This window comes from Flavobacteriales bacterium, from assembly GCA_016715895.1.
Lineage (GTDB): Bacteria > Bacteroidota > Bacteroidia > Flavobacteriales_F > PHOS-HE28 > PHOS-HE28.
Genome location: JADJXH010000004.1, coordinates 2037363 through 2060290 on the forward strand (window position 1 = coordinate 2037363; position 22928 = coordinate 2060290).

A 22928-nucleotide genomic window follows, 5' to 3' on the forward strand; every position below is an offset into this window, starting at 1 on the left:
GGAGGAGTTGCAGGGGGCATCACTGCTCCCCGAAGAAGTCGCTGTCGATGTTGTGGCGATGTAAGCCTGCCGGCGGGCAAGTTTGGGCGTTGCGATGTGATGATCTCAGGTCAATACACCAGCCGGAAGTTCAAGTGTTCCCTGGTGCGCTCATACGTATCGATCAAGGCCGTGCGAAGGGCCGGTTGTTCCGCCATGCCTGCGTAGATCAATTGCTCCACCTCCTGGATACGCGCTTCGGTCGGTGGCTTCTTCTTGAACTCTTTGGAATAGGGAGCCTTTACCTTCTTGAGCAGCGCGAACTGGTCCTTCATCTGCCAGATGGTCTGGTAGCAAAAGGCCGCATGGTACGGATGTGCCGGTCCAGGTAGGAGATCACTGACCTTATTGAAGCCCACGCAGACATGGACTACAGGTTTGCCGTTCTCACTGTGCAGGTAGAAGAAGTGCGCGGCGATCTTCAGCGCGCTATCGATGGGCAGATCGGCGACGGGCGCTTTGGTGATCGCTTTGCTGTAGATCGTGGTGAACGCGGTGTCCGCGGTAAAGGATGAATCGATCTTGGTGCGGATGAGGACAGTGTCGGGCAGGAGAGGCTTCAACTTCCAGACGTAGGAGGCGGTCTTCGCGTAGTTATCGAAGAGGTACATGTGGTGCCAGAACAGTGCGGCACATTGGCTATCCAGTGCGGTGTTGGCTGTGGTGCTATCCGGCTCCAAGTTGATGTAGGCGTCGTCGCCGGATCCGTTGACCTGTAGGGCGAAGAGGTCGCTGATGCGGGTGGCCGCGTGGTTCTGTGCCCGTATTCCATTCGGGATGAGCGCACTGAGGCACAGCAGTGCGAAGGCATGCGAACGGGAGGGACGCATGTTGGCGGTGGTCATGTTCCGAAGATAGATCGATAGGAGTGGGGTATGTCTTTGCGTGAGGGGGCGCAGCGGCAGCCTGCTGAAGGCGAGCCGTTGGCGCGGCCAGCGCGAGGAGGCAGCGAGGAACGAGCAGACCCCGGAGCCGGTGTCGGCGCCCGGCGAGACGAAGCAGCTACAGCGAAGCACCCGACCCCGCGCGCCGGCCGGTGGGAGGGAAGAGGGGGCACGCCCTGCCAGGAAGCAGGAATGAAAAATGTAGAATGTAAAATGGTGAACGCTGAATGATGGATCCGCCGCCTTGGTGCTGCAAATGCCTCGGAGGGTTGTTGGTCATTCTACATTCATCATTTTACATTTTTCATTCTCTTAGGTCCTCCTGTTCGCCAACAGCACCGGCGCCTGCCCGTCAAAGGGGTTGTCCATCCGGCCGATGCTCTTCGCATCCATGCCGCTGGCGCGCATCACGGTGCGGTCGCCGAAGCGCTTGCGGATCCTGTCCATGGCCTGGTAGAGGCTCATGGCCTCCTCGGTGTCGGTGAAGGCATCGATCTGGTGCCCGCCGCCCACCAGGTGGCTGAAGCGCACACCGATCAGGCGGATGCGTTGGCGGCGGTCGTAGAGGCTGCGGAACAGCTCGTGTACCGTGGGCAGGATCAGGTGGTCACAGGCGGTGTAGGGGATGCGCTGCTGCTTCAGGTGCGTGTTGAAGTCGGCATAGCGGATCTTCACCGCGATGCAGCTGGTGAGCTTCGCGCCCTTGCGCAGCTGGAAGGCGAGGCTCTCGGCCATGGCGGTGAGCATGCCCTTCAGCTTCACCACATCGATGGTGTCGCGCTCGAAGGTGCGTTCCGTGCTGATGCTCTTGCGTTCGTGCCAGGCCACCACGGGGCTGTCGTCGATGCCGTTGGCCTTGCGCCACAGCACCGGCCCGTGCTCGCCCAGCAGCCGTTGCATCAGGTCCATGGGCACCTCCTGCAGCGTGTGGACCCGGGCCACCCCCATGCTGCGCAGCAGGTGCGCCGTCCTCTCGCCCACGCCGGGGATGCGCTCGATGGGCATGGGCGCCAGGAAGGGCTTCTCCGTGCCGCGCTCCACGTACCACTCGCCCGCGCCGCCCTTGGCCTCGCCGGTGGCCACCTTGCTCACCGTCTTGTTGATGCTCATGCCGAAGCTGTTGGGCAGCCCGCTCTCTTTGATGATGCGCTGCCGCAGCTCCTTCGCCAGCTTGCGGCTGCCGTGGAAGCGGTCCGTGCCGCTCAGGTCCACGTAGAATTCGTCCACGCTGCTCTTCTCGAACAGCGGCACGTTGGCGCGGATGATCTCGGTCACCTCATCGCTCTTCTTCAGGTACAGCCCGCTGTCGCCGCGCAGGATGATCGCCTCCGGGCACAGCTGCTTGGCCATCTTCATGGGCATGGCGCTGCGCACCCCGAAGGCGCGGGCCTCGTAGCTGCAGCTGGCCACCACGCCGCGGTCGCTATCGGCGCCGATCAGCACGGGCTTGCCGTTCAGCTTCGGTTCGCGCAGGCGCTCCACGCTTACGAAGAAGGTGTTCAGGTCGAGATGTAGGATCGTTCGTTCCATGACGTTGGGGCGCATCATGATGCGCCCTTACAGGTCCAGGTGGAGGATGGTGCGTTCGCCGTTGGTCATTCTACATTCTTCATTCTGCATTTTTCATTCCCTTGGGCAGTGGTGAATGGCGAATGGTCATTGGTGAATGGTGGGCGCCTGATCGGGCTGTCCGCTGTAGCTGCCTTGTCCGGTCCAGCGGCTGGGGCGCTCCGGTGGCTTCCGCTGGTCGCCTCCTCGCTGCACCCATCCGCAGGCCCCGTCCGCGGCAGGCTGCCGCTCCCATCCCGGGCGCGGGTCCCGTCCAGCCAATAGTTCCGAGCTGACAAAATAACCGTCATGTTGCGTCCGATAAATTAGTCATTATGTTTGCGCTGTCGGATAACTGATCAGCGGGATGATGGGAACCCTGGCAATGCCTCCCGGTCGCAAGGCACCGCACACGGACCTGTTGCCGCTGGAGCACATCGTTGTGGCCGAGCCTCCTGCAGGCCATGGTGGCCCTGTGCCCACCGATGAGCAGTTGCTCGGCAGGCTCCACCTCATCCGGGGCCAGCGCGTCATGCTCGATCGGGATCTGGCCGAGCTCTATGGTGTGGAGGTCCGGGTGCTGAAGCAGGCCGTGCGCCGCAACAGGGAGCGCTTCCCCGAAGCGTTCATGTTCGAACTCACCCTCGAGGAGGACCACGCGTTAAGATCACAGGTTGTGACCTTAAAGCAGGGCGAGCACGGCAAGTACCCGCCTTTCGCCTTCACGGAGCACGGTGTCCTCATGCTCGCCAACGTGTTGCGCAGCGAACAGGCCATCGCCGTCAGCATCCGCATCATCGACCTCTTTGTGAGGATGCGCCAGGTCATGCTCGCCCACCAGGACATCCTCCTGCGGCTGGAGCAGCTGGAGCGCCGGGTGGGGGAGCAGGGCGCCGACATCCAGCTGCTCTTCCATCACCTCAAGCAACTGCTGGCACCGCCATCCGAGCCACGCAAGCGCATCGGCTACAGACCCGACGAAGCATGAACACAGCCGTGGACACCCTGCTCCAGGAGCCGCCCGCCCGTTACCCCGCCGTGGCCCCGTCCGATGCCGCCATCACCGGCCGTATCCATGTGATCCGTGGCCAGAGGGTGATGCTGGACCGCGACCTCGCCGCACTCTACGGCGTGGAGACCAAGCAGCTCAAGCGCCAGGTACGGCGTAACATCAGTCGCTTCCCGGAGGACTTCATGTTCGAACTCACCAAGGAGGAGGCCGAACGTTCAAGGAGCCAATTTGGCACCTTGAAACAAGGCGAGAACATCAAGTACCTCCCCATGGCCTTCACCGAGCAGGGGGTGGCCATGCTCTCCAGCGTGCTCAATAGCGAGCAGGCCATCCTGGTCAACATTCACATCATCCGGGTCTTCAGCCTTATGCGCGAAGTGCTCCTGTCGCACCGCGAGATCCTCCAGAAGCTGGAGCAGCTGGAGGAACGCCTCACCGGTCACGACGAGGAGATCCAGGCCATCTTCGACCACCTCACCGAACTGGTATCGCCGACCGCACCGCAGCGCGGTCCCATCGGCTTTAAACCCTCCAACACCGACAACCGCTAACCGTCATCACCCATGGCAACCCCGCTCTTCGGTTCCAACATCAAGCTCCTCCGCCAGCGCCGCGGCCGCTCGCAGGAGGAGGTCGCCATCGCGCTCGACGTCAAGCGCAGCAGCTACAGCGGCTATGAGAACGGCAGCGCCGAACCCTCGTTCGACCTGCTGGTGCGCATGAGCGAGTACTTCAAGGTGAGCATCGACAAGCTATTGAAGGACGACCTCACGGCCCTCAGCGAAAGCCAGCTCGGCATCCTGGAACGCGGGGGCGACATCGACCTCAGCGGCCGGCGCCTGCGCGTGCTGGCCACCACGGTGGACCGCGAGGACCGCGAGAACGTGGAGCTGGTGCCCGAGAAGGCCAAGGCCGGCTACGCGCTGGGCTATGCCGATCCGGAGTACATCAGCATCCTGCCCACCTTCCAGATGCCCTTCCTGGCCAAGGACCGCAAGTACCGCACCTTCCAGATCAGCGGCGACAGCATGCCGCCGGTGGGTGATGGCTCGTGGGTCACGGGCGAGTACGTGCAGAACTGGCAGACCATCCGCGATGGCCAGCCCTACATCGTGGTCACCAAGGACGACGGCATCGTCTTCAAGGTGGTGTACAACCAGTTGAAGGAGAAGGGTACCCTGCTGCTGTGCAGCACCAACCCGCTCTATGCACCCTTCGAGGTCCCGGTCACCAATGTGCTGGAGGTGTGGAAGTTCGTGCACTTCATCAGCGCCGAGCTGCCCGAGCCCAACATGAGCCGCGACGATCTGGCCCGCAGCGTGGTGGAGCTGCGCAAGGAAGTGGGCCAGCTGCGCCTGGCCATGGAGCAGCAGGGCCGACTGGCGTTCTGATCCGATGGCCGTTCAAGCGGTCCCAGGGCACTTCCGGCCGTGGTGCTACCTTGCGCCATGCCCCGTTCCCTGCGCGACCTGCTGTCGGCCCTGGCGGCCGCTCTCCTGCTCACCGGCTGCCTCACCATCGAGGAGAATTACACCTTCAAGAAGGACGGCAGTGGCACCATGGAATACGTGGTGGACATGAGCGCCCTGGGCGAGATGCTCAAGAGCCTCGAGTCCATGAGCGAAGGCAAGGGCGGCGACGAAGGGCCGGGCGACCTGGACATGAAGGACCAGGCGGCCAAGCTCAAGTCCCTGCCCGGTATCAGCAAGGTGAAGGTGAAGAACAAGGAGAAGTTCGTCCAGCGCCTCACCTTCCGCTTCAAGGACCTCACCGCGCTCAACGGCGCGCTGAACGTGCTGATGCCGGACAGTACCGGGGTCTCGCATGATTTCTTCCGTTGGGACGGCAGCACCCTGGTGCGCACCAACAACCGGCACGCCCTGGAGATGGGCGATGACATGGGGGCCGACGCCTCCGGTGACAGCACCGACCCCACGGCCTTCCTGCAGAGCATGCACTACAAGTACAGCTTCACCTTCGCCGAGGCCATCCGTGACCGTCAGGTGGCCGAGGGCGTCAGCCAGGAGAGCCCGGAGCCCCGGCAGTTGAAGCTGGATACCGACTGGAGCGTGATCATGAAGGACCCCTCGGCCCTCGACCTCCGCATCACCCTGGACAAGTGAATCCCTTGCAGGAACACCTGCTGGAGCGCGCCATCCGGCTGGCGGCCAAGGTCCACAAGGGCCAGGTGGACCGCTTCGAGAAACCCTACATCCTGCACGTCATGCGCGTGATGATGCGTGGGCACGACCTGGAGGAGCAGGTGCTCGGCGCTCTGCACGATGTGCTGGAGCGAAGCAGCCTCACTGTCAGCGAGCTCCAGGAGAAGGGCTTCCCGGAGCGCATCCTCAAGGCGCTGGTGCACATCAGCCGGCGCGCTGACGAGGACTATGAGGCCTACATCGAACGGGTGATGCAGGACCCCCTGGCCATCCGGGTGAAGCTGCACGACCTGGCCGATAAGATGGACCTGTTGCATGTGAACACCCTGAGCCACGCCGACCTCAAGCGCTACAACAAGCAGCTGGCCGCGTACCACCGGTTGAAGAAACTGGTGGAGCAGGCCCGCGCCAACATGATCATCCACTAGCCGGACCCACGGCCCGTCGTTCCACGCATCGCCATCCCCATGAAGACCGCCCACGCACTCCCGCTCGCACTGCTGCCTCTCCTCACTGCGTTCCAGGTCGGTGGCCCGGAACTGCGCACCCGCACCGAAGCGTCCCACACCGCCCCGCCGGACAGCTTCGTCTGGCAGACCGATCAGTTCGCCGATGTGCGCATCCTGCGCTACCAGGTGCCCGGTTGGGAGCAGCTCAGCCTGCAGCAGAAGCAGCTGGCCTATTGCCTCAACATGGCGGGCCTGGCCGGTCGCGACATCCTGTGGGACCAGAACCACCGGCACAACCTGCAGGTGCGCCGGGCGTTGGAACGCATCCTGCGCGACCACAAGGGTGCCCGTACCGGAGCCGAATGGGACCACTTCGTCACCTACGCCAAGCAGGTCTTCTTCAGCAACGGTATCCACCACCACTACAGCAACGACAAGCACGAGCCCGCGTTCAGCCGTACGTACTTCGAGGGCCTGCTGAAAGGCTGCGGCGCGGCATTACCGGAGGAGGTGCTCGGCACCATGTTCGATCCGGCGGTGGCCGCCAAGAAGGTGAGCCTCGAGGCCGGCAAGGACCTGGTGCAGGCGAGCGCGGTGAACTTCTACGGCCCGGGGGTCACACAGGCCGAGGTGGAGGCCTTCTACGCCGAGCGCGAGAAGCAGGACGACCCCGCGAAGCCCCTGGCGCATGGCCTCAACAGCCGCATCGTCCGCGGCGCCGACGGCCGGCTTCAGGAGCAGGTGTACAAGGTCGGCGGCCTCTACGGACAGGCGTTGGAGGAGAGCGTCAGGTGGTTGGAGAAGGCCGCGGCGGTCGCGGAGAACCCCCAGCAGCGCAAGGCGATCGAGCTGCTCATCCAATACTACCGCACGGGCGACCTCCGCACGTGGGACGAGTTCAACATCGCCTGGGTGAAGGACACCACCAACAGCGTCGATTTCATCCTCGGCTTCGTGGAGGTGTACAACGACCCCTTGGGTAAGCGCGGCAGCTACGAGAGCATCGTGGAGGTCAACGATCCGGAGGCCACGCGCAACATGCTGGCCATCCAGCGCAACGCGCAATGGTTCGAGGACCACAGCCCGTTGCTTCCCGAGCACAAGAAGAAGAACGTGGTGGGCATCACCTATCGCTTCATCAATACGGCCGGCGAATCCGGCGATGCGGCACCCAGCACGCCGATCGGGGTCAACCTGCCCAACGCCAACTGGATCCGGGCTGCCCACGGCAGCAAGAGCGTGAGCCTGGGCAACATCAGCGAGGCCTACGAGAAGAGCGCGGGCAGCAGCACGCTGGAGGTCTTCTGCTACGATGCCGAGGAGATCGAACGGGCCAAGGCGCACGGCGCGCTCGCGGGCAAGCTGCACACCGCCCTGCACGAGGTGGTGGGTCATGCCAGCGGCCAGTTGGAGCCCGGGGTGGGCGAGACCGACCAGACCCTCAAGAGCTACGCCAGCACCCTGGAGGAGGGCCGCGCGGACCTCGTGGCCCTCTATTTCATCATGGACCCGAAACTGGTGGAGCTGGGCGTCATGCCGAGCCTCGAAGTGGGCATGGCCGAGTATGATGGCTACCTCCGCAACGGTCTGCTGGTGCAACTGAGGCGGATCAAGCCGGGCAAGGACATCGAGGAGGCCCACATGCGCAACCGGATGTGGGTGAGCGCCTGGGTGGTGGAGAAGGGGCTGAAGGATGGGGCGGTGGCCAAGGTGGTCCGGGATGGCGCCACCTATTATGACATCCGCGACTACGACAAGCTCCGCGGGCTGTTCGGCGAGCTGCTGCGCGAGGTGCAACGCATCAAGAGCCAGGGGGACCATGCCGCCGGCAAGGCGCTCGTGGAGACCTACGGGGTGAAGGTCGATCCGGCGCTGCACGCCGAGGTGCTCAAGCGTGCGGAGCAGATCCGCACCGCGCCCTATGCCGGGTTCATCCAGCCGCAGATGGTGCCTGTGACCGACGTTTCGGGGAACATCACCGATGTGAAGCTGGAGTTCCCGGATGACTTCCTGAAGCAGATGCTTCACTATGGGGAGAAGCACAGCTTCCTGCCCGATGTGAACTGACCGACCGCCGTTTTCGTCGATGATCGGCCCTTATTGGTCGGTCGCCTTGTGAGGGCTGTCGGAAATTCCTGGTGCGCCCGAAACTCGCCGGGCGGGGCCGGCGTAACAAGGCCTGTCCAAGTAGTTCAACGGTCAATCTGAAGAGTCACGAACCCCCTGCCAAGGGCTCAGCCCGGTGGGGGGTTTCGTGCGTTCGGCCGGCCCGGTTGCACAGCAGGTTGGCGGCCCAGGTGGCCATCAGCAGATCGGGCTTGGTGCGCGGCTCGTAGCCGTGTGCCTTCACGAAGCCTACGGCAGCGCTGTGCAGGCGGTGGCTTCCTGCTGCGGGATCGGGGTTCAGGTCCAGATCGATGCCGTGGATGGGCAGGTGCCCCTCAAGGTTCAGCCAGCGCGCCACGTCCAGGCTGCGTTCCACCTCACCCCACAGCCGGGTCCACCTATCGGTGATCTTCCGTGCCCTCTCGCGGCGGTAGATCACATGGGCCCCGTTGCCACGGTAGCGCAGGACCACCGTGGTGGTGTAGATCGTCCGGTCCCCCAGGTTCTGGCTGTCGCTGCCGATCCGCAGCAGGGCGTCAGGCGCACTGGAAAGCAGTCCACCCAGGTGAGCGATGGGGTCCACCATCCCGCCATCCGACATTCGCCTGAACCCGTTCATCTGTGCGCTGTGCTCCGAAGGTAGCACCCGTGAACACCCATGACGGAGGTCCATCGGTTCGATCGGGACCGCTATATTTGCACCCCCTGATCGAGGAAAGGCCACACCCACCGGAGTGGCGGAATTGGTAGACGCGCACGTTTCAGGGGCGTGTGACCGTAAGGTTGTAAGGGTTCGAGTCCCTTCTCCGGTACCACTGATCGGCCCGCCACTGGCGGGCCGATCTTGTTCAGGGGCCTCCCTCCCTGGGCGGTTACCTTTGGCCGTCATGAACCGCGTGAAGCGATTCCGCACCAAGCGCCTGTGGTACAACACCAAGGCTTGGGCGTACGTGAGCGTGGCGGTCGTGCTGGGGTCCTTGGTGCTGGCGGCCGTGCTGCGCGTTCTGCCCATCGCGTTCATGGGCGCGGTCCTGGTGGCGCTGGGTTTCATGGTGGCCGTCCACCGCGACCGGCGCAGCTCCGGGGCCTATCTGGTGGACAGCACCGCGCTGGTGCTCACCGCCGGCGCTCAGACGCGCCGGGTGGGGCGCACCGAGTTCGTGGATGCCAGCCTGGTGGACCGCGCGGCCGCGCGCGACTACATCCGGCAGATCTCAGGGGCCATGGTGGACAGGGAGCGGGCGCGCGAACTCGAACGGGATTTCGTGCGGTTCTGCAGCGTGGACATCGGCCTCAATTCACTCACCTTCGGGCTGGGTCGACGCCTGATCGACCGATTGCCCAATTCCAAGGATGATCTGGTGCTGCTCCGGCTCACCGGTCAGCGTCAGCTGCTGCTCTCGCCGGTCTACAATCAGGACCTTGTGGACACCTTGAGCCGCTGGGCCCACCACACCGAGGCGGACACGGGCACTGCCCGTCGCGTCTAGCCGCAGTTCAGGACGTGCGGATGCGCTGGCCGATGCGCAGGATGGAACGCGTGGAGAGGCGGTTCAGTTTGCACAGCCGTGCCACCGTGGTGCCATGACGACGTGCGATGGAGGACAGGGTGTCGCCACGCTTCACCCGGTAGTACGCCGAGGAAGCGGCCGCAGGGCGCTCGAACAATGAGGCATCCAGGCGGAGCGTGCTGGCGGTGAGCTCGCCTTCGCTGAGGTTGAACACCCGCGCCGGGTCGATGGCCCGTCCGAGGTAGCGCACTTCGAAGTGGAGGTGGCTACCCGTGCTCCGCCCGGTATTGCCGCCCAGACCGATGCGTTCACCGGCCTCCACCAGCTGCCCCACGTCCACGCTGATGCGGCTGAGGTGCGCGTACAGGGTCTCGAGCCCGTTGGCGTGGCGGATCACCACCACATTGCCGAAGGAGCGGTGGTACTGGGCGATGCGCACCATGCCCGCGAAACCGGCAACCACAGGGTCACCGGTCTCCAGCTTCAGATCGACCCCGTAGTGCATGCGCCCGTGACGCGGGCCGAAGGGCGACGTGATCCGTCCGCAGACCGGCATCTCATGATCGCAGGCGGCATGGCTCAGCCACACGGTGGTCGGGGCCACGGGCAGCGTCTGGTCATGATGCCCGAAGATGCTCTCGGTGTTCCAATCGCAATACAGGTCGTACCCGGGGATCAGCCACAAGCTGTCCTTCAAGGTAAGCGCACCACCCGAGAAGCTCGGAAGCGCCAGCTCATCATAGCCGGGATCCGCGATCGCCTCCTCATAGGCTTCGACCTCTTCGGCCCCGCCGATGGCGGCGCTGTCCACCTGGGCGAACAACGGACCGCCGAGCAGGCTCACGACCAGGGCGATGATGGACGCGTTCCGGAGCATGGCGCGCAAAGCTATCCGCGAGGTCGGACCATGCAAGTCCGTGGACGTTAAATAGTTTCAACACGCGGTCGGGGTGGCTCCGGGCCATCCGGAACCACCCCGCGCTCAGTCCCGCAGCGACGTGCGATCAGGGCAACTGCTGTGCACGTGTTGCCGTGGGCACGGTACCGCCCACGTTCACCAGGATGGGGTCGCGATCGTTCGCCCCACCGGCGTATTTCACGGTGGCGTCCATGTTGACGTCCTCGCTCCAATAGCCGGTCACGGTGGCGGTCGGGATCGTACCGCCGATGCGGACCAGGATGGGGTCCCGGTCGTTGGAGCCACCGGCGTACTTGAGCTGCGTATCACGCACCACATTGCCCGCCCAGAGCAGGCGCACGCTGCCGTTCACTTTCTGGGCGTTGGTGCCGAAGGTGGGCACGCTGCCGTCCGTGAAGTTGATCGCGGTCGGCGCGGCGGTGAGGTTCACGGTGTTGAGCGTCATGCAGGCGAGGTGGTTCCTGTGGCGGACGGCCACATAGTACTCGTCCGCCGGAGCGTTCACCTGCAAGGCCGAGGTGCCGTCCAGGTCGACCACATCGCCATCGCGTTGGACCAGGGCGCTGCGGGTGTGCAGCACGGTGGCGCTGTTGGTCTTGGAGCGCAGTTCCACCAGGATCCAGTCGGTGATCGCGTTGCTTCCGGAGGTGGTGAGCACGGCCGGAGCGATCGTCTCCCCGCCACCCCCGCCCACATGGGTGAACCCGAGCGCGGTGAACGGCTCGGTGAGCGGGAAGGATGCCTGCAGGCGCAGCGCATCGTTCATCAGGCCGGTGCCGGTGTTGTACGGTCCTTCAAGAACGGCCTTCAGCGAGAGCCCGACCCCGGTGGGTGGTGTGGGAAGGTTCTCCGGGACGAGCCCGTCGAAGGGTTGGGTCCCGTCGGCAAGGGCCAGCGACCGCACCACGGTGAAGCTGTTGTTCGTCGGGTTGTAGCGGAAGATGGTGCCCAGGCCGTTGGTGCCGCCCTGCACACAAACCCCATAGAGATTGCCGTCGGTGCCCTGGATGAGGTTGCTCTCTGACGCGGAGCCCTCGGTGGTGGCCATGTCGTACAGCTGGGTGTAGGTGCCGGTGACGATGTCCCAGCTGTACAGCGTGCCGTTGAAGTAGAGACCGTCCTCCCGGCACATGCCATAGAGCAGGCCGTTGCCCGCCTGCACCAGGCGGCCGGCCGGGTTGCCACCCTGCAGTCCGTCGAAGTCGTACAGCTTGGTGAAGGAGTTCGTGGCGGTGTTGAAGGAGAACAGGCTGCCGTTGTCGAAGGCGCCTTCCTCGCTGAGGGTGCCGTAGAGCAGACCGTTGGAGGCTTGGATGAGGTCCGCGTACGGTTCGATGCCGGTGCTGAGGGAAAAGTCCACCAAGGGTGTCACGCTGCTTGCACCCGGGACATAGCTGAACAAGGTGCCGAAGCCGTTCGCCCCACCGGCGGTGGTGGTGCCATAGAGCAGGCCGTTGGAGGCGAGCAGAAGCCCGGCGCGCGGAAGGGTGCCTGTGGCCCCGGCGAAGTTGACCTTGGCGATCAGGGAGGAGTTGGTTGGATCGAATTCGATCAAGGTGCCCGCGTTGCTGGAGCCGCCCAGGTTGCAGAGCCCGTAATACTTGCCGTTGGCGGCTGTGAGCGAGCCGGTGGGGAAGTTGCCCGTCGTGCTGTTGAGGTCCACTAGGCGCGTGAAGGTGTTCGTGTTCGGATCGAAGGAGAAACAGATGCCGCTCGCATTGGTGCCGCCGGCCGAGGTGAGGCCGTAGAACTTGCCATTGGCGTCGCGCACCAGACGTCCCTTCGGCTGCGAACCGCTGCTCAGCGCGAAGGACACATCCTCTGTGAGGGTGTTCCCTGCGATCACATAGCGGAACAGTGCGCCGCTGCCACCATCACCACCGTCGCTGCCCACGCCGTTCAGGGTGCCTGCGGGCGATTCGAAGACGCCGCTCCAGCAGCTGCTCACCCCGATCTCGGCCAGGTTCTTCACCACTGCGTACGTGCTGGTGGCCGGGGTGTAGGAGAAGAGCACACCCAAGCTGGAGGTTCCGCCCAGGTTCGTGGTCCCATAGAGGACGCCGCTGGCCGCACGGCGCAGGCGGCCCAGGGGGCGATAGCCGATGGCCGGGGAGAAGTCCACCAGCCGGGCGTAGAGATTGCCGGATAGGTTGAAGCTGAAGAGCACGCCCTGGCCGTTGGCCCCGCCCTCGCTGGTGGTGCCGTAGAGGAGCCCACCGGTGCCATCCTGGATCAGTTCGGCGTACGGAACCGATCCATCCGCCGAGGATAGATTGAACAGCACGGTGTAGGCGAAGGTGGAACTGTTGAAGCTGAAGATGACGCCCTCCCCGTTGGCGCCGCCCTGCGTCGTGGTGCCGTACAGCAGGTTGTTGCTCGCACGCATCAACCCGGCGAACGGACGGGCACCGTTGGCGAGGGTGAGGTCCGCCCGCTTGAAGAAGTTGTTGCCCGTGGGCTGGAACTCGAAGATGATGCCCTGATTGGTGGCGCCCCCCAGGAGCGTGGTGCCATAGAGCTGCCCGTTCGCCGCCTGCACCAGGCCGCCACGGGGTGATCGGCCGTTCAGGTTGGCCCCTGCGTTCACGAAGTCGTGGCGCTTGGCCAGGACACCGGTGGTGATGTTGTACTCGAAGATCGTCCCGAACCCATTGGCCCCGCCAGCGCTGCAGGTCCCGTAGAGCCTCCCGTTCGTGTGCTGCACCAGGCCGCGCACAGGCTGTTCACCCAGGGTGTTGCTGAAGCTCGCCAGGGTGGTGAACACCCCCGTGGTGGGGTTGAACTCGAAGAGCGTGCCCACCCCGTCGGTGCCACCGAACTCGGTGACACCATAGAGCCGTCCATTGCCGGCCTGCATCAGGTCGCACTTGGGGCCACCGCCCGAGATGCGGAAGAAGTCGTGCTTCTTGGTGAACGTGCCGGTCTCGGTGATGGAATAGATCGTGCCGATGTCGCTCGTGCCACCCGTGCTTGTCATGCCCCAATAGGTCTGGGCGGTCAGCAAGGAGGTGCATGGGAACAGGCAACAGGCCAGCAGAAGGGTCAGCGTTCGGCGCATGGTCGGTCGGATAGGGAGCCCCAAGGTAGTCCATCCGGGCCATTCGTACGCCGCGCCAACGGGTCAGGCGGGTTGATACCTTTGACGAGATGCCCCCGAACGACCGCCTGGTGGACCCGGTTGAACTGGCCAAGGCCAGCCACATGCGGCCGGGCGACCCGCGTGTGGCCTTGTTCACCGAGGTGAGCGGGCTGAAGCGGCTCCAGAAGGTCTATGAAGAGGTGAGCCACCTGCACGACATCGCCTTCGTGAAGGCGGTGTTCCAGCGATTGGAGCTGGAAATGGAGGTCCAGGCCGATCAGCTCGCGCAGCTGCCGCGCGAGGGGGGCTTGATCCTCGTGGCCAATCATCCTTACGGGGCCATCGATGGCATGGCGCTGGTGGAGGTGTTCGGCGAAGTGCGGCCCGATCTGAAGGTGATGGCCAACTTCCTGCTCCAGCAGTTGAAGCCGCTGGGCCATCGCTTCATCGGAGTGAACCCCTTCGAGCAGCTGCGCAGCGCGAGCAGTTTCCAGGGCATGCGGGCCGCCCTGGCCCACGTGAAGCAGGGAGGGGCCCTGGCCCTGTTCCCCGCCGGAGAGGTCAGCAGCTGGCGTACCGAGCTCAAGGCCGTGGCCGATCCCCGATGGAAGGTGCCGGCCCTGAAACTGGTGCAACATGCGGGCGTACCCGTGGTGCCGGTCTGGTTCGACGGCGCCAACTCGGTGGTGTTCCAGATGCTGGGCATGATCCACCCCAATCTGCGTACGCTCACGCTGCCTAACGAGATGCTGCGGATGCGGGGCCGCCACGTCCGCATGCGCATCGGCAAGCCCATCCCGGTCAAGGAGATCGCCGCCTTCACCTCGGCCGAGCAATTGGGCCGGTATCTGCGGGCCAAGACCTATGCCCTGGGCTCAGGGGTGCAGGTCCGGCGCGAGCAGTTCAAGCCGCTGCTGTTCCCGCGACGCCCCAAGGAGGTCGTGGAGGCCGTGGACCCCGGCCTGCTCGAAAGGGAGCTCGCCGGCATCCAGGACCTCAAGCTGAACAGCCAGGCCGAGTTCGACCTGTACCTGGCCGGAAGTGAGCGCATCCCGGTCATGCTGCGCGAGATCGGCCGCTTGCGCGAGGTCACCTTCCGCGCCGTGGGTGAGGGCACCAACAAACGGATCGACCTGGATGAGTTCGACCTGTACTACGACCACCTCTTCCTCTGGGACCGGGACAAGCGTCGCCTGGTCGGCGCCTATCGCATCGGCGATGGGGCGCGCATCATGCCGCGCTACGGGCGGAGAGGCCTGTACCTGAGCACCCTGTTCCGCATGGATCGTGCGATGGATCGCGTGCTGCGTCGAAGCTTCGAGCTCGGCCGCTCCTTCATCGCGCAGGAGTACCAGCGTCACCGGCTTCCGCTGTTCATGCTGTGGCGGGGACTGTTGATCCACATCACCTCCAACCCGTCGCACCAGTACCTCATCGGACCGGTGAGCATCAGCAGCACCTACAGCCACTTCTCGCGCGCCCTGATCATGGCATACGTGGAGCGGCACCACTACGATCATGCGCTGGCCGCAATGGTGACGCCCCGCAACCGCTTCCGCGTGAAACGGGACGGCGCCGACAGCGAGGCGCTGGTCCAGGCGTCGGAGGCCGACATGAAGAAGATGGACCGGCTCATCGCCGAGATCGATCCGCACGAAACAGCCATGCCGGTGCTGCTGAAGAAGTACCTGCTGCTGAACGCCAAGATCATCGGCTTCAACTGCGACCCCCACTTCAACGATGCGCTGGACGGCCTGATGGTGCTCGATCTGCACAAGCTGCCTCCCCGCACGGTGGAGGACCTGCGCAAGGGCATGGCCGAAGGTGCATGACCGTCAGGCGTGGACGGCCTCGGCCCGCAGCGGTGCACCCGCCGCAGCCGCCGCCGCATCCCGCTCGTGCAGGTAAAGGTGCCACGCCCCGTCGTAGTACTCCAGCGCACTGAGGTGCTCGATCCAATCGCCGGAGTTGAGGTACTCCACGCGGCCGCGGTCGGTGATGATGGTGCGCATGCCTGGCTGGTGGATGTGCCCGCACACCACCCGGTCGAAGCCCTCGTGGATGGCGATCTCCGCCGCGGTGGTCTCGAAATCGCTGATGAACTTCACGGCCCGCTTCACGCTGTTCTTCACCTTGCGGCTCAGGCTCATGCGCGGACGACCGAGCCGCACCAGCGTCCAGTTCACCACGGTGTTGATGCGGATGAGCAGGTCGTAACCCCAGCCGCCGAGCCGTGCGAGCCACTTGGCATGGGTCATTGTGGCATCGAACAGGTCGCCGTGGAAGAACCAGTGGCGACGCCCGTCCAGCGTTAGTTCCAGCCTGTCCACCAGGTGCAGGTTGCCCAGGTGACTGGGGCTGAACCGCCGCAGTGCCTCGTCGTGGTTGCCCGTGATGTAGTGCACCGGCACCTTGCCCGCCAGCTTCAACAACCGCTTCACCACCTGCATGTGGCTCTTGGGGAAGTAGCGCTTCTTGAACTGCCAGATGTCGATGATGTCGCCATTGAGGATCACCATGCGCGGCTTCACCGAGCGCAGGTAACTGTTGAGCTCGCGGGCCCGGCAACCGTAGGTGCCGAGGTGCAGGTCGCTCAGAACGAGCACGTCGATGCGGCGCTTCATCCAGTGCGCGAAGCTGCCCCGGGCATGTGGATCCAGCGTTAAGCCGGTGTGACCATCCTGTGCGCTATGCACAGGGGCTGTGGATGGATCATCGATCTTCGGGGCATGGCGGGGCTCACCACGCTGGTCCTGGGCGCAAGCCCGAAGCCCGATCGATACGCGAACATGGCTGTGCGTCGACTGCTGGCCCATGGCCATCCGGTGGTGGCCGTGGGTGCGCGGGCCGGGCACATCGGCGAGGAGCCCATCCGCACGGACATCCCCGACGGCCTGCGGTGCCACACGGTGACGCTCTACCTCAACGCGCACAACCAACAGATCTGGCAGGACCGGTTGCTGGCCCTGGCACCGCAGCGCATCATCTTTAATCCGGGCGCCGAGAACCGCCGACTGGCGGAGGAGGCCCGCCGACGGGGCATCGAGGTCGTGGGGGGGTGCACGCTGGTGATGCTGGCGGCGGGGACGTACTGAGGTGCTCAGCCCACCTCCTCCAGCACCACCGCGCACGCCTGCCGCACCTCCTCCTCCGTGATCACCAACGGCGGTGCGATGCGGAAGGCCGTGGGGCAGCTCAGGAACCAGAAGCCCAGGACGCCGCGGCGCAGGCAGCCATGCACCACGCGCTGGACCCGATCGGCATCGCCGAGGTCCACGGCCAGCATGAGCCCCGCTCCGCGCACTTCAGCGATCCGGGGATGAACGAGCAGTTCCTTGAACAGGGCGCCCATGTGCACACTGTTCGCGATCATCTCCTCGTCGAGCAGGGCGTCCAACGCCGCCAGCCCCGCCACGCAGGGCAGGGGGTGTCCGCCGAAGGTGGTGATGTGGCCGAGCACCGGATCGTGCGTGAGCAGCTGCATGTGGGCGCGCGTGCTGACGAACGCACCCATCGGCAAGCCGCCGCCCAGGGCCTTGCCCAGCACCAGGATATCCGGGACCACGCCGAAGTGTTCAAAGGCGAAGAGACGGCCCGTACGCCCGAAGCCGGTCTGCACCTCATCGAACACGAGCAGGGCGCCCACTTCGGTGCAGCGCGCCCGCAAGGCCTGCATCCATGAGGCGTCGGGCACGCGCACGCCGGCATCGCCCTGGATGGGCTCCACCACCACGCAGGCGGCGTGTTCGGTGATCAGCGCAAGGTCGGCCGGTGCATTGAAGGTGATGTGCGCCACATCGGGCAGCAGTGGTCGGTTGCGGTACTTCTTCGCTTCGTTGTCCGTCAGGCTCAGCGACCCGTGGGTGCTGCCGTGGTAGCTCTTGCGACAGCCGAAGAGCCGGGTGCGGCCGGTGACCCGCTTGGCGAGCTTCACGGCGGCCTCGATCGCCTCGGTGCCACTGTTCACGAAGTACACGCTGTCCAGTGCCGGTGGCAGCAGCCCGGCAAGGCGTTCGGCGAAGCGCACCTGCGGCTCCTGGATGAACTCGCCGTACGGGATCACATGCAGGTACCGGTCGCACTGCTCCTTGATGGCCTGCACAACGCGGGGATGCCGGTGCCCCACGTTGGCGACGGCCAGGCCGGAGACGAGATCGAGGTAGCGTTGACCGTTCCGCGCGGTGAGGTGGCATCCTTCCGCATGGACGATGTCCAGGGCCAGGGGCCGCGGGCTGGTCTGCGCGAGGTGGGCGTGGAACGCGGGGAGCAGGTCCTTCATGGTCGCCGGGGAAGCCGGCGCAAAGGTGCGTGCTGCGCGGTCAACGGCGCTGGGGAGGGGGACCGGGGCGATCACCCTGGCGTTCGCGCATGCGGCGGAGCAGCTCGCGGTTGAAGTCGCGTTCGGCGCGGTGCAGCTCCAGGGTCTTGCGCGCCCCGATGAGCTTGATGAACTCCCCGCTGTAGCGCTTGCGGAGGTCGAGCTCCTTTTGTTGCGAGGCCAGTTCCCGGTCGATGTGGCCGGCCGCTTCGGCATCCGTGAGGTCCGCGTCCGTCCTCAAGGCACGATGGCCTTCGCGACGCTCGCGGCGCAGGGTCTCCAGCTCCTTGTCGTACTGGTTGTACACCGGCCAGAAGCGCTGTGATTCCTCCGGGCTCAGGTCCATCTTCTGGGTGAGGTAGGCGCTGCGCTGGGCCTTCACTTCCTGAAGGCGCTCCGGGGCGATGGGCAGGTCGTCCTCCTGGGCGCAGGCCAGGAGGACGGTTCCGAGCGTGAGGCCGAGAACGAGGGTGCGGAGCAGGTGGCGGGTCATCATAGGCTTTCGATGAGGTCGGTGACTTCGGTGCCGGTGAGGTCGTAATACTCGGCCAGCTCATCGGCGGACAAGGCTGGCGCTTCGGGTGCAGGCGCGAGGGCGGCAAGGTCCTCCTCGGAAAGGCCGTCCAGCAGGTTCTCCTCCCAAACGACCATGGCGATGCCATCGGGCACGTTGCCGATGGCCGGCGCGTGCGCGGGCGTTCCTGGCGCCGGACGCCACATCCACCAGCCAGCGAGGAGGAGTGCTGCGACCGGCAGGGCCACCGCGGTCGGAACCAGCCAGCGCCGCCATGCGGGTGCCGGAGCCGTGCGCGGCAGCATGGCCTGCACCTCCTGCGCGAACCGGTCGTGGAACCCATCGGGCACCGCGAAGGGGTCCGTGCGCGGGATGCGGGACAGCATCGGTGCGATGCGCTCCAGGTCGTCGTTCTCGGTTCCGTGTTCCATGGTCGTCAGGTGTTGGACGTTCCGGAGGTCATTTGGTTCGATCGCGGGTGAGATGGTCCTCGATCTTGCGCACCGCGATGTGGTAGCTGCTCTTCAGCGCACCCACGCTGGTGCCGGTGATGGCGCTGATCTCCTCGTACTTCAGCTCCTGGAAGTACTTCATGGTGAAGACCGCACGCTGCTTGTCGGGCAGGGTCATCACCGCGCGCTGGAGGGCGGCCTGGATGGCGTCGCCGGTGAAGTGCTCGCTCTTGTCCAGGGTGGTGGTGAGCCGTTCGATGACGTGGTCCTCGCTGACGAAGAGGCCGCGGCGCAGGCGTTTCAGGTGGGAGATGCACTCGTTGTGCGCGATGCGGTAGAGCCAGCTGTAGAGCTGGGCGTCCTCGCGGAAGCGGTCCAGACCGTTCCAGGCCTTGAGGAACACGTTCTGCAGCACGTCCTTCGACTCGTCGGGGTCGGTGATCATCCGCCGCACGAAGGCGTACAACCGGCCCTGGTACTGGCGCACGAGCAGGTTGAAGGCGTAGTGCCTGGAGCCTTCCTGGCGGAAGAGGTCGAGCAGTTCGCGGTCGCTGAGCGGCGTCATGCAGGCATCGGTGGAAGGACCGCAGGGCCTGCGGCGGCGGTCAGCGGCGTGCGCGCACCCGGTGCACGGCGGCCACGATGTCCTGCGTGTCCAGGCCGTACTTCTTCAGCAACTGGTCCGGGGTGCCGCTCTCGCCGAACACGTCGTTCACCGCCACATACTCCTGCGGTGTGGGGCGATGGCAGGCCAGCACCTGGGCGATGGCATCGCCCAGGCCTCCATGCCGGTTGTGTTCCTCGCAGGTGACCGCGCATCCGGTGCGTTCGACGGAGTCTAGGACGGCGGCCACGTCCAACGGTTTGATCGTGTGCACGTTGATCACCTCGGCCCGGATGCCCTCGGCAGCCAGGGCTTCAGCGGCTTGCAAGGCGCGCCAGACCAGGTGGCCGCAGGCGAAGATGCTGACGTCGGTGCCGCGCACGAGCACCTGGGCCTTGCCGATCTCGAAGGGCATGTCGGCCGGGATGAACACGGGCCATTTCGGGCGGCCGAAGCGCAGGTACACCGGGCCTTCATGCACGGCGATGGCCAGCGTGGCCTGCCGGGTCTGGTTGAAGTCGGCGGGCACCACCACGCTCATGCCGGGCAGCATGCGCATCAGGCCGATGTCCTCCAGGATCTGGTGGGTGGCGCCATCCTCGCCGAGGGTGAGCCCGGCATGGCTGGCGCAGATCTTCACGTTCTTGCCGGCATAGGCGATGCTCTGGCGGATCTGGTCGTACACGCGGCCGGTGCTGAAGTTGGCGAAGGTGCCCGTGAAGGGGATCTTGCCACCGATGGTGAGCCCGGCGGCCATGCCCATCATGTTGGCCTCGGCCACCCCCACTTGGACGAAGCGGTCGGGGAAGGCCTTGGCGAAGGCGTCCATCTTCAACGATCCGGTGAGGTCGGCGCAGAGGGCCACCACGTTGGGGTCGCGCTGCCCGGCCTCCAGGAGGCCGGCACCGAAGCCGGAGCGCGTGTCCTTTTCGTCGAGCTTGGGGAAGGGGTTCATCGGCGGAGGGTTCAGAAGGTGAGGGTGACGGAGCGACCGCTTTCCACGGTGACGGGCTTGACGATGCTGTATTCGGTGCGACGGGCGTTGGCGCTGCGGTACACCACTTCGTAGGTGCCGGGCAGCAGCCGGAACTGGTCCTGAACATCACGCGGGTCGAGGTCGGCGACCCACTCGCGGTCGGTGCCGCGCACCACGAAGAGGGCCCCATGTCCCGGGGCGCCGGCCTGCACGTTGAGCACGCCCTCCTGCGGGATGTGCACCGTGTTGGTGGCGCCCTGTTCGATCCGCACGCCCGGCACCAGCATCCGCGGGAGGGTGAGCACTTCGAGGTCGTAGGTGCCCACGAGGTAGCGGTCGGTGCTGTTCACCCGCTGCACGTGCAGGGTGGCCGCTTCCCCGGCCTTGCGCACCAGGCACTGCACGCCGTGCGGGTCGGCCATGCCGGAGCCCAGCTTGAGTTCCAGCTGCCCCTGACCGGCAGGCACCTTGATCACGGTGTGCGCACCGGGCGTCAGCTTGATGTTCTCCTGCACCACGGGCGGGATGGTGTGCACCACCAGCCGGTAGGTGAGCACCGGGTCGATGGTGAGGGTGTCGGGCAGACCGCGTTCGTTCAGCGTGTGCTCGAACTGGTGCTGCACCTGGCCCGTGCGCTGGTCGGTGAAGGTCATGGCCACGTCGGTCTCCAAGGGCTTTCCGGCAGTGGTCAGCAGGTCCACCTGGCAGGTGGTGGTGTTGAGGGCCTGGGCCACCACGACGTCCAGCACGTGGGCGAAGAGCTCCGGCGAACTGGCGTCGTAGTAGTTGCCCACGCAGCGCAGGCTGTACTGCTGGCCCTCTTCGATGCCGACGCCGATCACGAAGGGCTTGAGCACGATGCCTTTCGCCTGCAGGGCCCGGCTCACCGCGCAGGGATCCTCGTCGCAGGCCTCGATGCCGTCGGTGATGAGGATGATGATGTTGCGCACGCCCTTGCCTTCCGGGAAATCACCGCCGGCCTTCTCGAGGGAGCGGGCGATCGGCGTGGTGCCCACGCAGCGCACGCCTTCCAGCACGCGGCGCATGGCGGGGATGGCATCACCACCGAACGGCACTTCCAGCCGGGTGTCGTTGCAGTCCTGTTTGCCGGGTTCGATGGGGGTCTGGTGACCGTAGAGGCGCAGGGCGAGTTCGATGTCGGTGCGTCCCTGCAGTTCGCTCAACGAGCGCAGCAGCAGTTCGCGCGCCGTGTTGATCTTCGGTTTGTCGCCCCAGAACGCGTTCATGCTGTTGCTGGCATCGAACACGAAGAGCATCCGCGTGAGCGGTTTGCCGGGTGCCTGGGCCGCAAGGCTGGCGGCGCCGAGCAACAGGAGGGCGAGGAGCGTGGAACGCATCGGGCCCCGCCGGAGCAAACGGGGTACCAGAACGCGCGGCATCGGTGGCGGAGCGGAGGGTCCGGTCAATAGTCGCCCAGCGTTTCCGGCAGTTGGGCCAGCGCGCGGGCGGCCTGCTCGTCGGTGGGGGCCACGCCATGCCAGTGGTGGCTGCCGGTCATGAAGTCCACACCCTGACCCATCTCGGTGCGCATGAGGATCGCCACGGGGCGTCCCCGGCCGGTGCGCGCGCGGGCCTCGTCCAGGCCCCGAAGCACGTCGCCCAGGTCGTTGCCGTTCATCTCCAGCACGTCCCAGCCGAAGGCGCGCCATTTGGCGGGCAGGTCGCCGAGCGGCATCACCTGGTCCACATCGCCGTCGATCTGCCGGCCGTTCCGGTCCACCGTGGCGATGAGGTTGTCCACCTTGTGGGCGGCGGCGCTCATGGCGGCCTCCCACACCTGGCCCTCCTGCAGTTCGCCATCGCCGTGCAGGCTGTACACCAGATGGGGATCCTGGTTGAGGCGCTTGGCGAGGGCCGCACCGATGGCCACGCTGAGCCCCTGACCGAGGGAGCCGGAGGCCATGCGCACCCCGGGAAGCCCTTCGTGCGTGGTGGGATGCCCCTGCAAGCGGCTGTCGAGGCGGCGGAAGGTGGCGAGCTCCTTCACCGGGAAGTAGCCCGAACGCGCGAGCACGCTGTACCACACCGGGCTGATGTGACCATTGCTGAGGAAGAAGAGGTCCTGGCCGGCACCGTCCATGCTCCAGGCCGCAGGGTCATGGCGGAGCACCTTGAAGTAGAGGGCGACCATGAACTCGGTGCACCCGAGCGATCCGCCGGGGTGGCCGCTCTGCACGGCATGCACCATGCGGATGATGTCGCGGCGCACCTGCGAGCAGGTCCGCGCAAGGTCGTCGGTGGAAGCGCGGGAGGCCTTGCTGGCTGCGGCGTTGGGGGCTGACATGCGTGGAATGACGCCGCGAAAGTAGCCGGGTGCGTAAGGGTGGCCCGGAC

Annotated in this window: 22 protein-coding genes and 1 tRNA gene; 10 read left to right on the forward strand and 13 right to left on the reverse strand. The window is 65.5% G+C overall.

Going from position 1 to position 22928, the window contains the following annotated elements:
• Nucleotides 1-110 precede the first annotated feature (110 nt).
• Both IPM49_17300 and dinB read right to left on the reverse strand, forming a co-directional pair.
• Nucleotides 111-884 carry a hypothetical protein gene (locus IPM49_17300; GenBank protein ID MBK9276278.1) on the reverse strand — a complete coding sequence of 258 codons (774 nt, stop codon included), beginning with the start codon at nt 882-884 and terminating at the stop codon, nt 111-113.
• Between the two features lie 351 nt (nt 885-1235).
• Complete coding sequence (dinB, locus tag IPM49_17305; protein ID MBK9276279.1) at nt 1236-2453, reverse strand: DNA polymerase IV; 1218 nt, start codon at nt 2451-2453, stop codon at nt 1236-1238.
• Nucleotides 2454-2856: 403 nt separating this feature from the next.
• Between dinB and IPM49_17310 the strand changes: the two genes are divergently transcribed.
• From IPM49_17310 to IPM49_17335, 6 genes are read left to right on the forward strand one after another with little or no spacing between them, the layout of a single operon-like run.
• Complete coding sequence (locus IPM49_17310; protein ID MBK9276280.1) at nt 2857-3459, forward strand: ORF6N domain-containing protein; 603 nt, start codon at nt 2857-2859, stop codon at nt 3457-3459.
• The gene (locus IPM49_17315) at nt 3456-4034 is read left to right on the forward strand and encodes an ORF6N domain-containing protein (GenBank protein ID MBK9276281.1); all 579 of its coding nucleotides are present in this window, start codon (nt 3456-3458) and stop codon (nt 4032-4034) included. The genes IPM49_17310 and IPM49_17315 overlap by 4 nt, the downstream gene beginning before the upstream one ends.
• A gap of 12 nt (nt 4035-4046) precedes the next feature.
• Nucleotides 4047-4874, forward strand: coding sequence for a helix-turn-helix domain-containing protein (locus IPM49_17320; protein MBK9276282.1), 828 nt, complete (start codon nt 4047-4049; stop codon nt 4872-4874).
• A 57-nt stretch (nt 4875-4931) separates the two neighbouring features.
• Nucleotides 4932-5606: a hypothetical protein gene (locus IPM49_17325; GenBank protein MBK9276283.1), complete on the forward strand. Its 675-nt coding sequence runs from the start codon at nt 4932-4934 to the stop codon at nt 5604-5606.
• Nucleotides 5603-6073 (forward strand): phosphohydrolase, encoded by a 471-nt coding sequence (locus tag IPM49_17330; protein MBK9276284.1) that lies wholly within the window; start codon nt 5603-5605, stop codon nt 6071-6073. The genes IPM49_17325 and IPM49_17330 overlap by 4 nt, the downstream gene beginning before the upstream one ends.
• 39 nt (nt 6074-6112) lie before the next feature.
• Entirely contained in the window at nt 6113-8161 is a 2049-nt protein-coding gene (locus IPM49_17335; protein ID MBK9276285.1) for a dihydrofolate reductase, read from the forward strand.
• 145 nt (nt 8162-8306) lie between these two features.
• Here the strand turns inward: IPM49_17335 and IPM49_17340 are convergent, their stop codons facing one another.
• Nucleotides 8307-8786: a hypothetical protein gene (locus IPM49_17340; protein MBK9276286.1), complete on the reverse strand. Its 480-nt coding sequence runs from the start codon at nt 8784-8786 to the stop codon at nt 8307-8309.
• Nucleotides 8787-8928: 142 nt separating this feature from the next.
• Here IPM49_17340 and IPM49_17345 point away from each other — a divergent pair.
• Nucleotides 8929-9015, forward strand: a tRNA-Leu gene (locus IPM49_17345).
• Nucleotides 9016-9087: 72 nt separating this feature from the next.
• Complete coding sequence (locus IPM49_17350) at nt 9088-9690, forward strand: hypothetical protein (GenBank protein MBK9276287.1); 603 nt, start codon at nt 9088-9090, stop codon at nt 9688-9690.
• Between the two features lie 7 nt (nt 9691-9697).
• Here IPM49_17350 and IPM49_17355 read toward each other — a convergent pair whose 3' ends face one another.
• Together IPM49_17355 and IPM49_17360 are read right to left on the reverse strand one after the other, a co-directional pair.
• Nucleotides 9698-10588 carry a peptidoglycan DD-metalloendopeptidase family protein gene (locus IPM49_17355; protein MBK9276288.1) on the reverse strand — a complete coding sequence of 297 codons (891 nt, stop codon included), beginning with the start codon at nt 10586-10588 and terminating at the stop codon, nt 9698-9700.
• Nucleotides 10589-10715: 127 nt separating this feature from the next.
• On the reverse strand, nt 10716-13688 hold the full coding sequence (locus tag IPM49_17360; protein MBK9276289.1) for a hypothetical protein: 2973 nt from the start codon (nt 13686-13688) through the stop codon (nt 10716-10718).
• An 89-nt stretch (nt 13689-13777) separates the two neighbouring features.
• Here IPM49_17360 and IPM49_17365 point away from each other — a divergent pair, with 89 nt between their 5' ends.
• Nucleotides 13778-15541 (forward strand): lysophospholipid acyltransferase family protein, encoded by a 1764-nt coding sequence (locus IPM49_17365; protein ID MBK9276290.1) that lies wholly within the window; start codon nt 13778-13780, stop codon nt 15539-15541.
• Between the two features lie 3 nt (nt 15542-15544).
• Here IPM49_17365 and IPM49_17370 read toward each other — a convergent pair whose 3' ends face one another.
• The gene (locus tag IPM49_17370) at nt 15545-16333 is read right to left on the reverse strand and encodes a UDP-2,3-diacylglucosamine diphosphatase (protein ID MBK9276291.1); all 789 of its coding nucleotides are present in this window, start codon (nt 16331-16333) and stop codon (nt 15545-15547) included.
• Between the two features lie 105 nt (nt 16334-16438).
• Here IPM49_17370 and IPM49_17375 point away from each other — a divergent pair, with 105 nt between their 5' ends.
• Nucleotides 16439-16804: a CoA-binding protein gene (locus IPM49_17375; protein ID MBK9276292.1), complete on the forward strand. Its 366-nt coding sequence runs from the start codon at nt 16439-16441 to the stop codon at nt 16802-16804.
• 5 nt (nt 16805-16809) lie between these two features.
• Here the strand turns inward: IPM49_17375 and IPM49_17380 are convergent, their stop codons facing one another.
• From IPM49_17380 to IPM49_17410, 7 genes are all read right to left on the reverse strand, one after another.
• On the reverse strand, nt 16810-17988 hold the full coding sequence (locus IPM49_17380) for an aspartate aminotransferase family protein (protein MBK9276293.1): 1179 nt from the start codon (nt 17986-17988) through the stop codon (nt 16810-16812).
• Between the two features lie 40 nt (nt 17989-18028).
• Nucleotides 18029-18523 (reverse strand): hypothetical protein, encoded by a 495-nt coding sequence (locus IPM49_17385; protein MBK9276294.1) that lies wholly within the window; start codon nt 18521-18523, stop codon nt 18029-18031.
• Nucleotides 18520-18972, reverse strand: a complete 453-nt coding sequence (locus IPM49_17390; protein MBK9276295.1) for a hypothetical protein — start codon at nt 18970-18972, stop codon at nt 18520-18522. The genes IPM49_17385 and IPM49_17390 overlap by 4 nt, the downstream gene beginning before the upstream one ends.
• A gap of 28 nt (nt 18973-19000) precedes the next feature.
• Complete coding sequence (locus IPM49_17395; GenBank protein ID MBK9276296.1) at nt 19001-19558, reverse strand: sigma-70 family RNA polymerase sigma factor; 558 nt, start codon at nt 19556-19558, stop codon at nt 19001-19003.
• A 40-nt stretch (nt 19559-19598) separates the two neighbouring features.
• Nucleotides 19599-20552, reverse strand: coding sequence for a transketolase family protein (locus IPM49_17400; protein ID MBK9276297.1), 954 nt, complete (start codon nt 20550-20552; stop codon nt 19599-19601).
• An 11-nt stretch (nt 20553-20563) separates the two neighbouring features.
• On the reverse strand, nt 20564-21931 hold the full coding sequence (locus tag IPM49_17405) for a VWA domain-containing protein (protein ID MBK9276298.1): 1368 nt from the start codon (nt 21929-21931) through the stop codon (nt 20564-20566).
• A 65-nt stretch (nt 21932-21996) separates the two neighbouring features.
• Nucleotides 21997-22878, reverse strand: coding sequence for a transketolase (locus IPM49_17410; protein ID MBK9276299.1), 882 nt, complete (start codon nt 22876-22878; stop codon nt 21997-21999).
• Nucleotides 22879-22928: the final 50 nt, after the last annotated feature.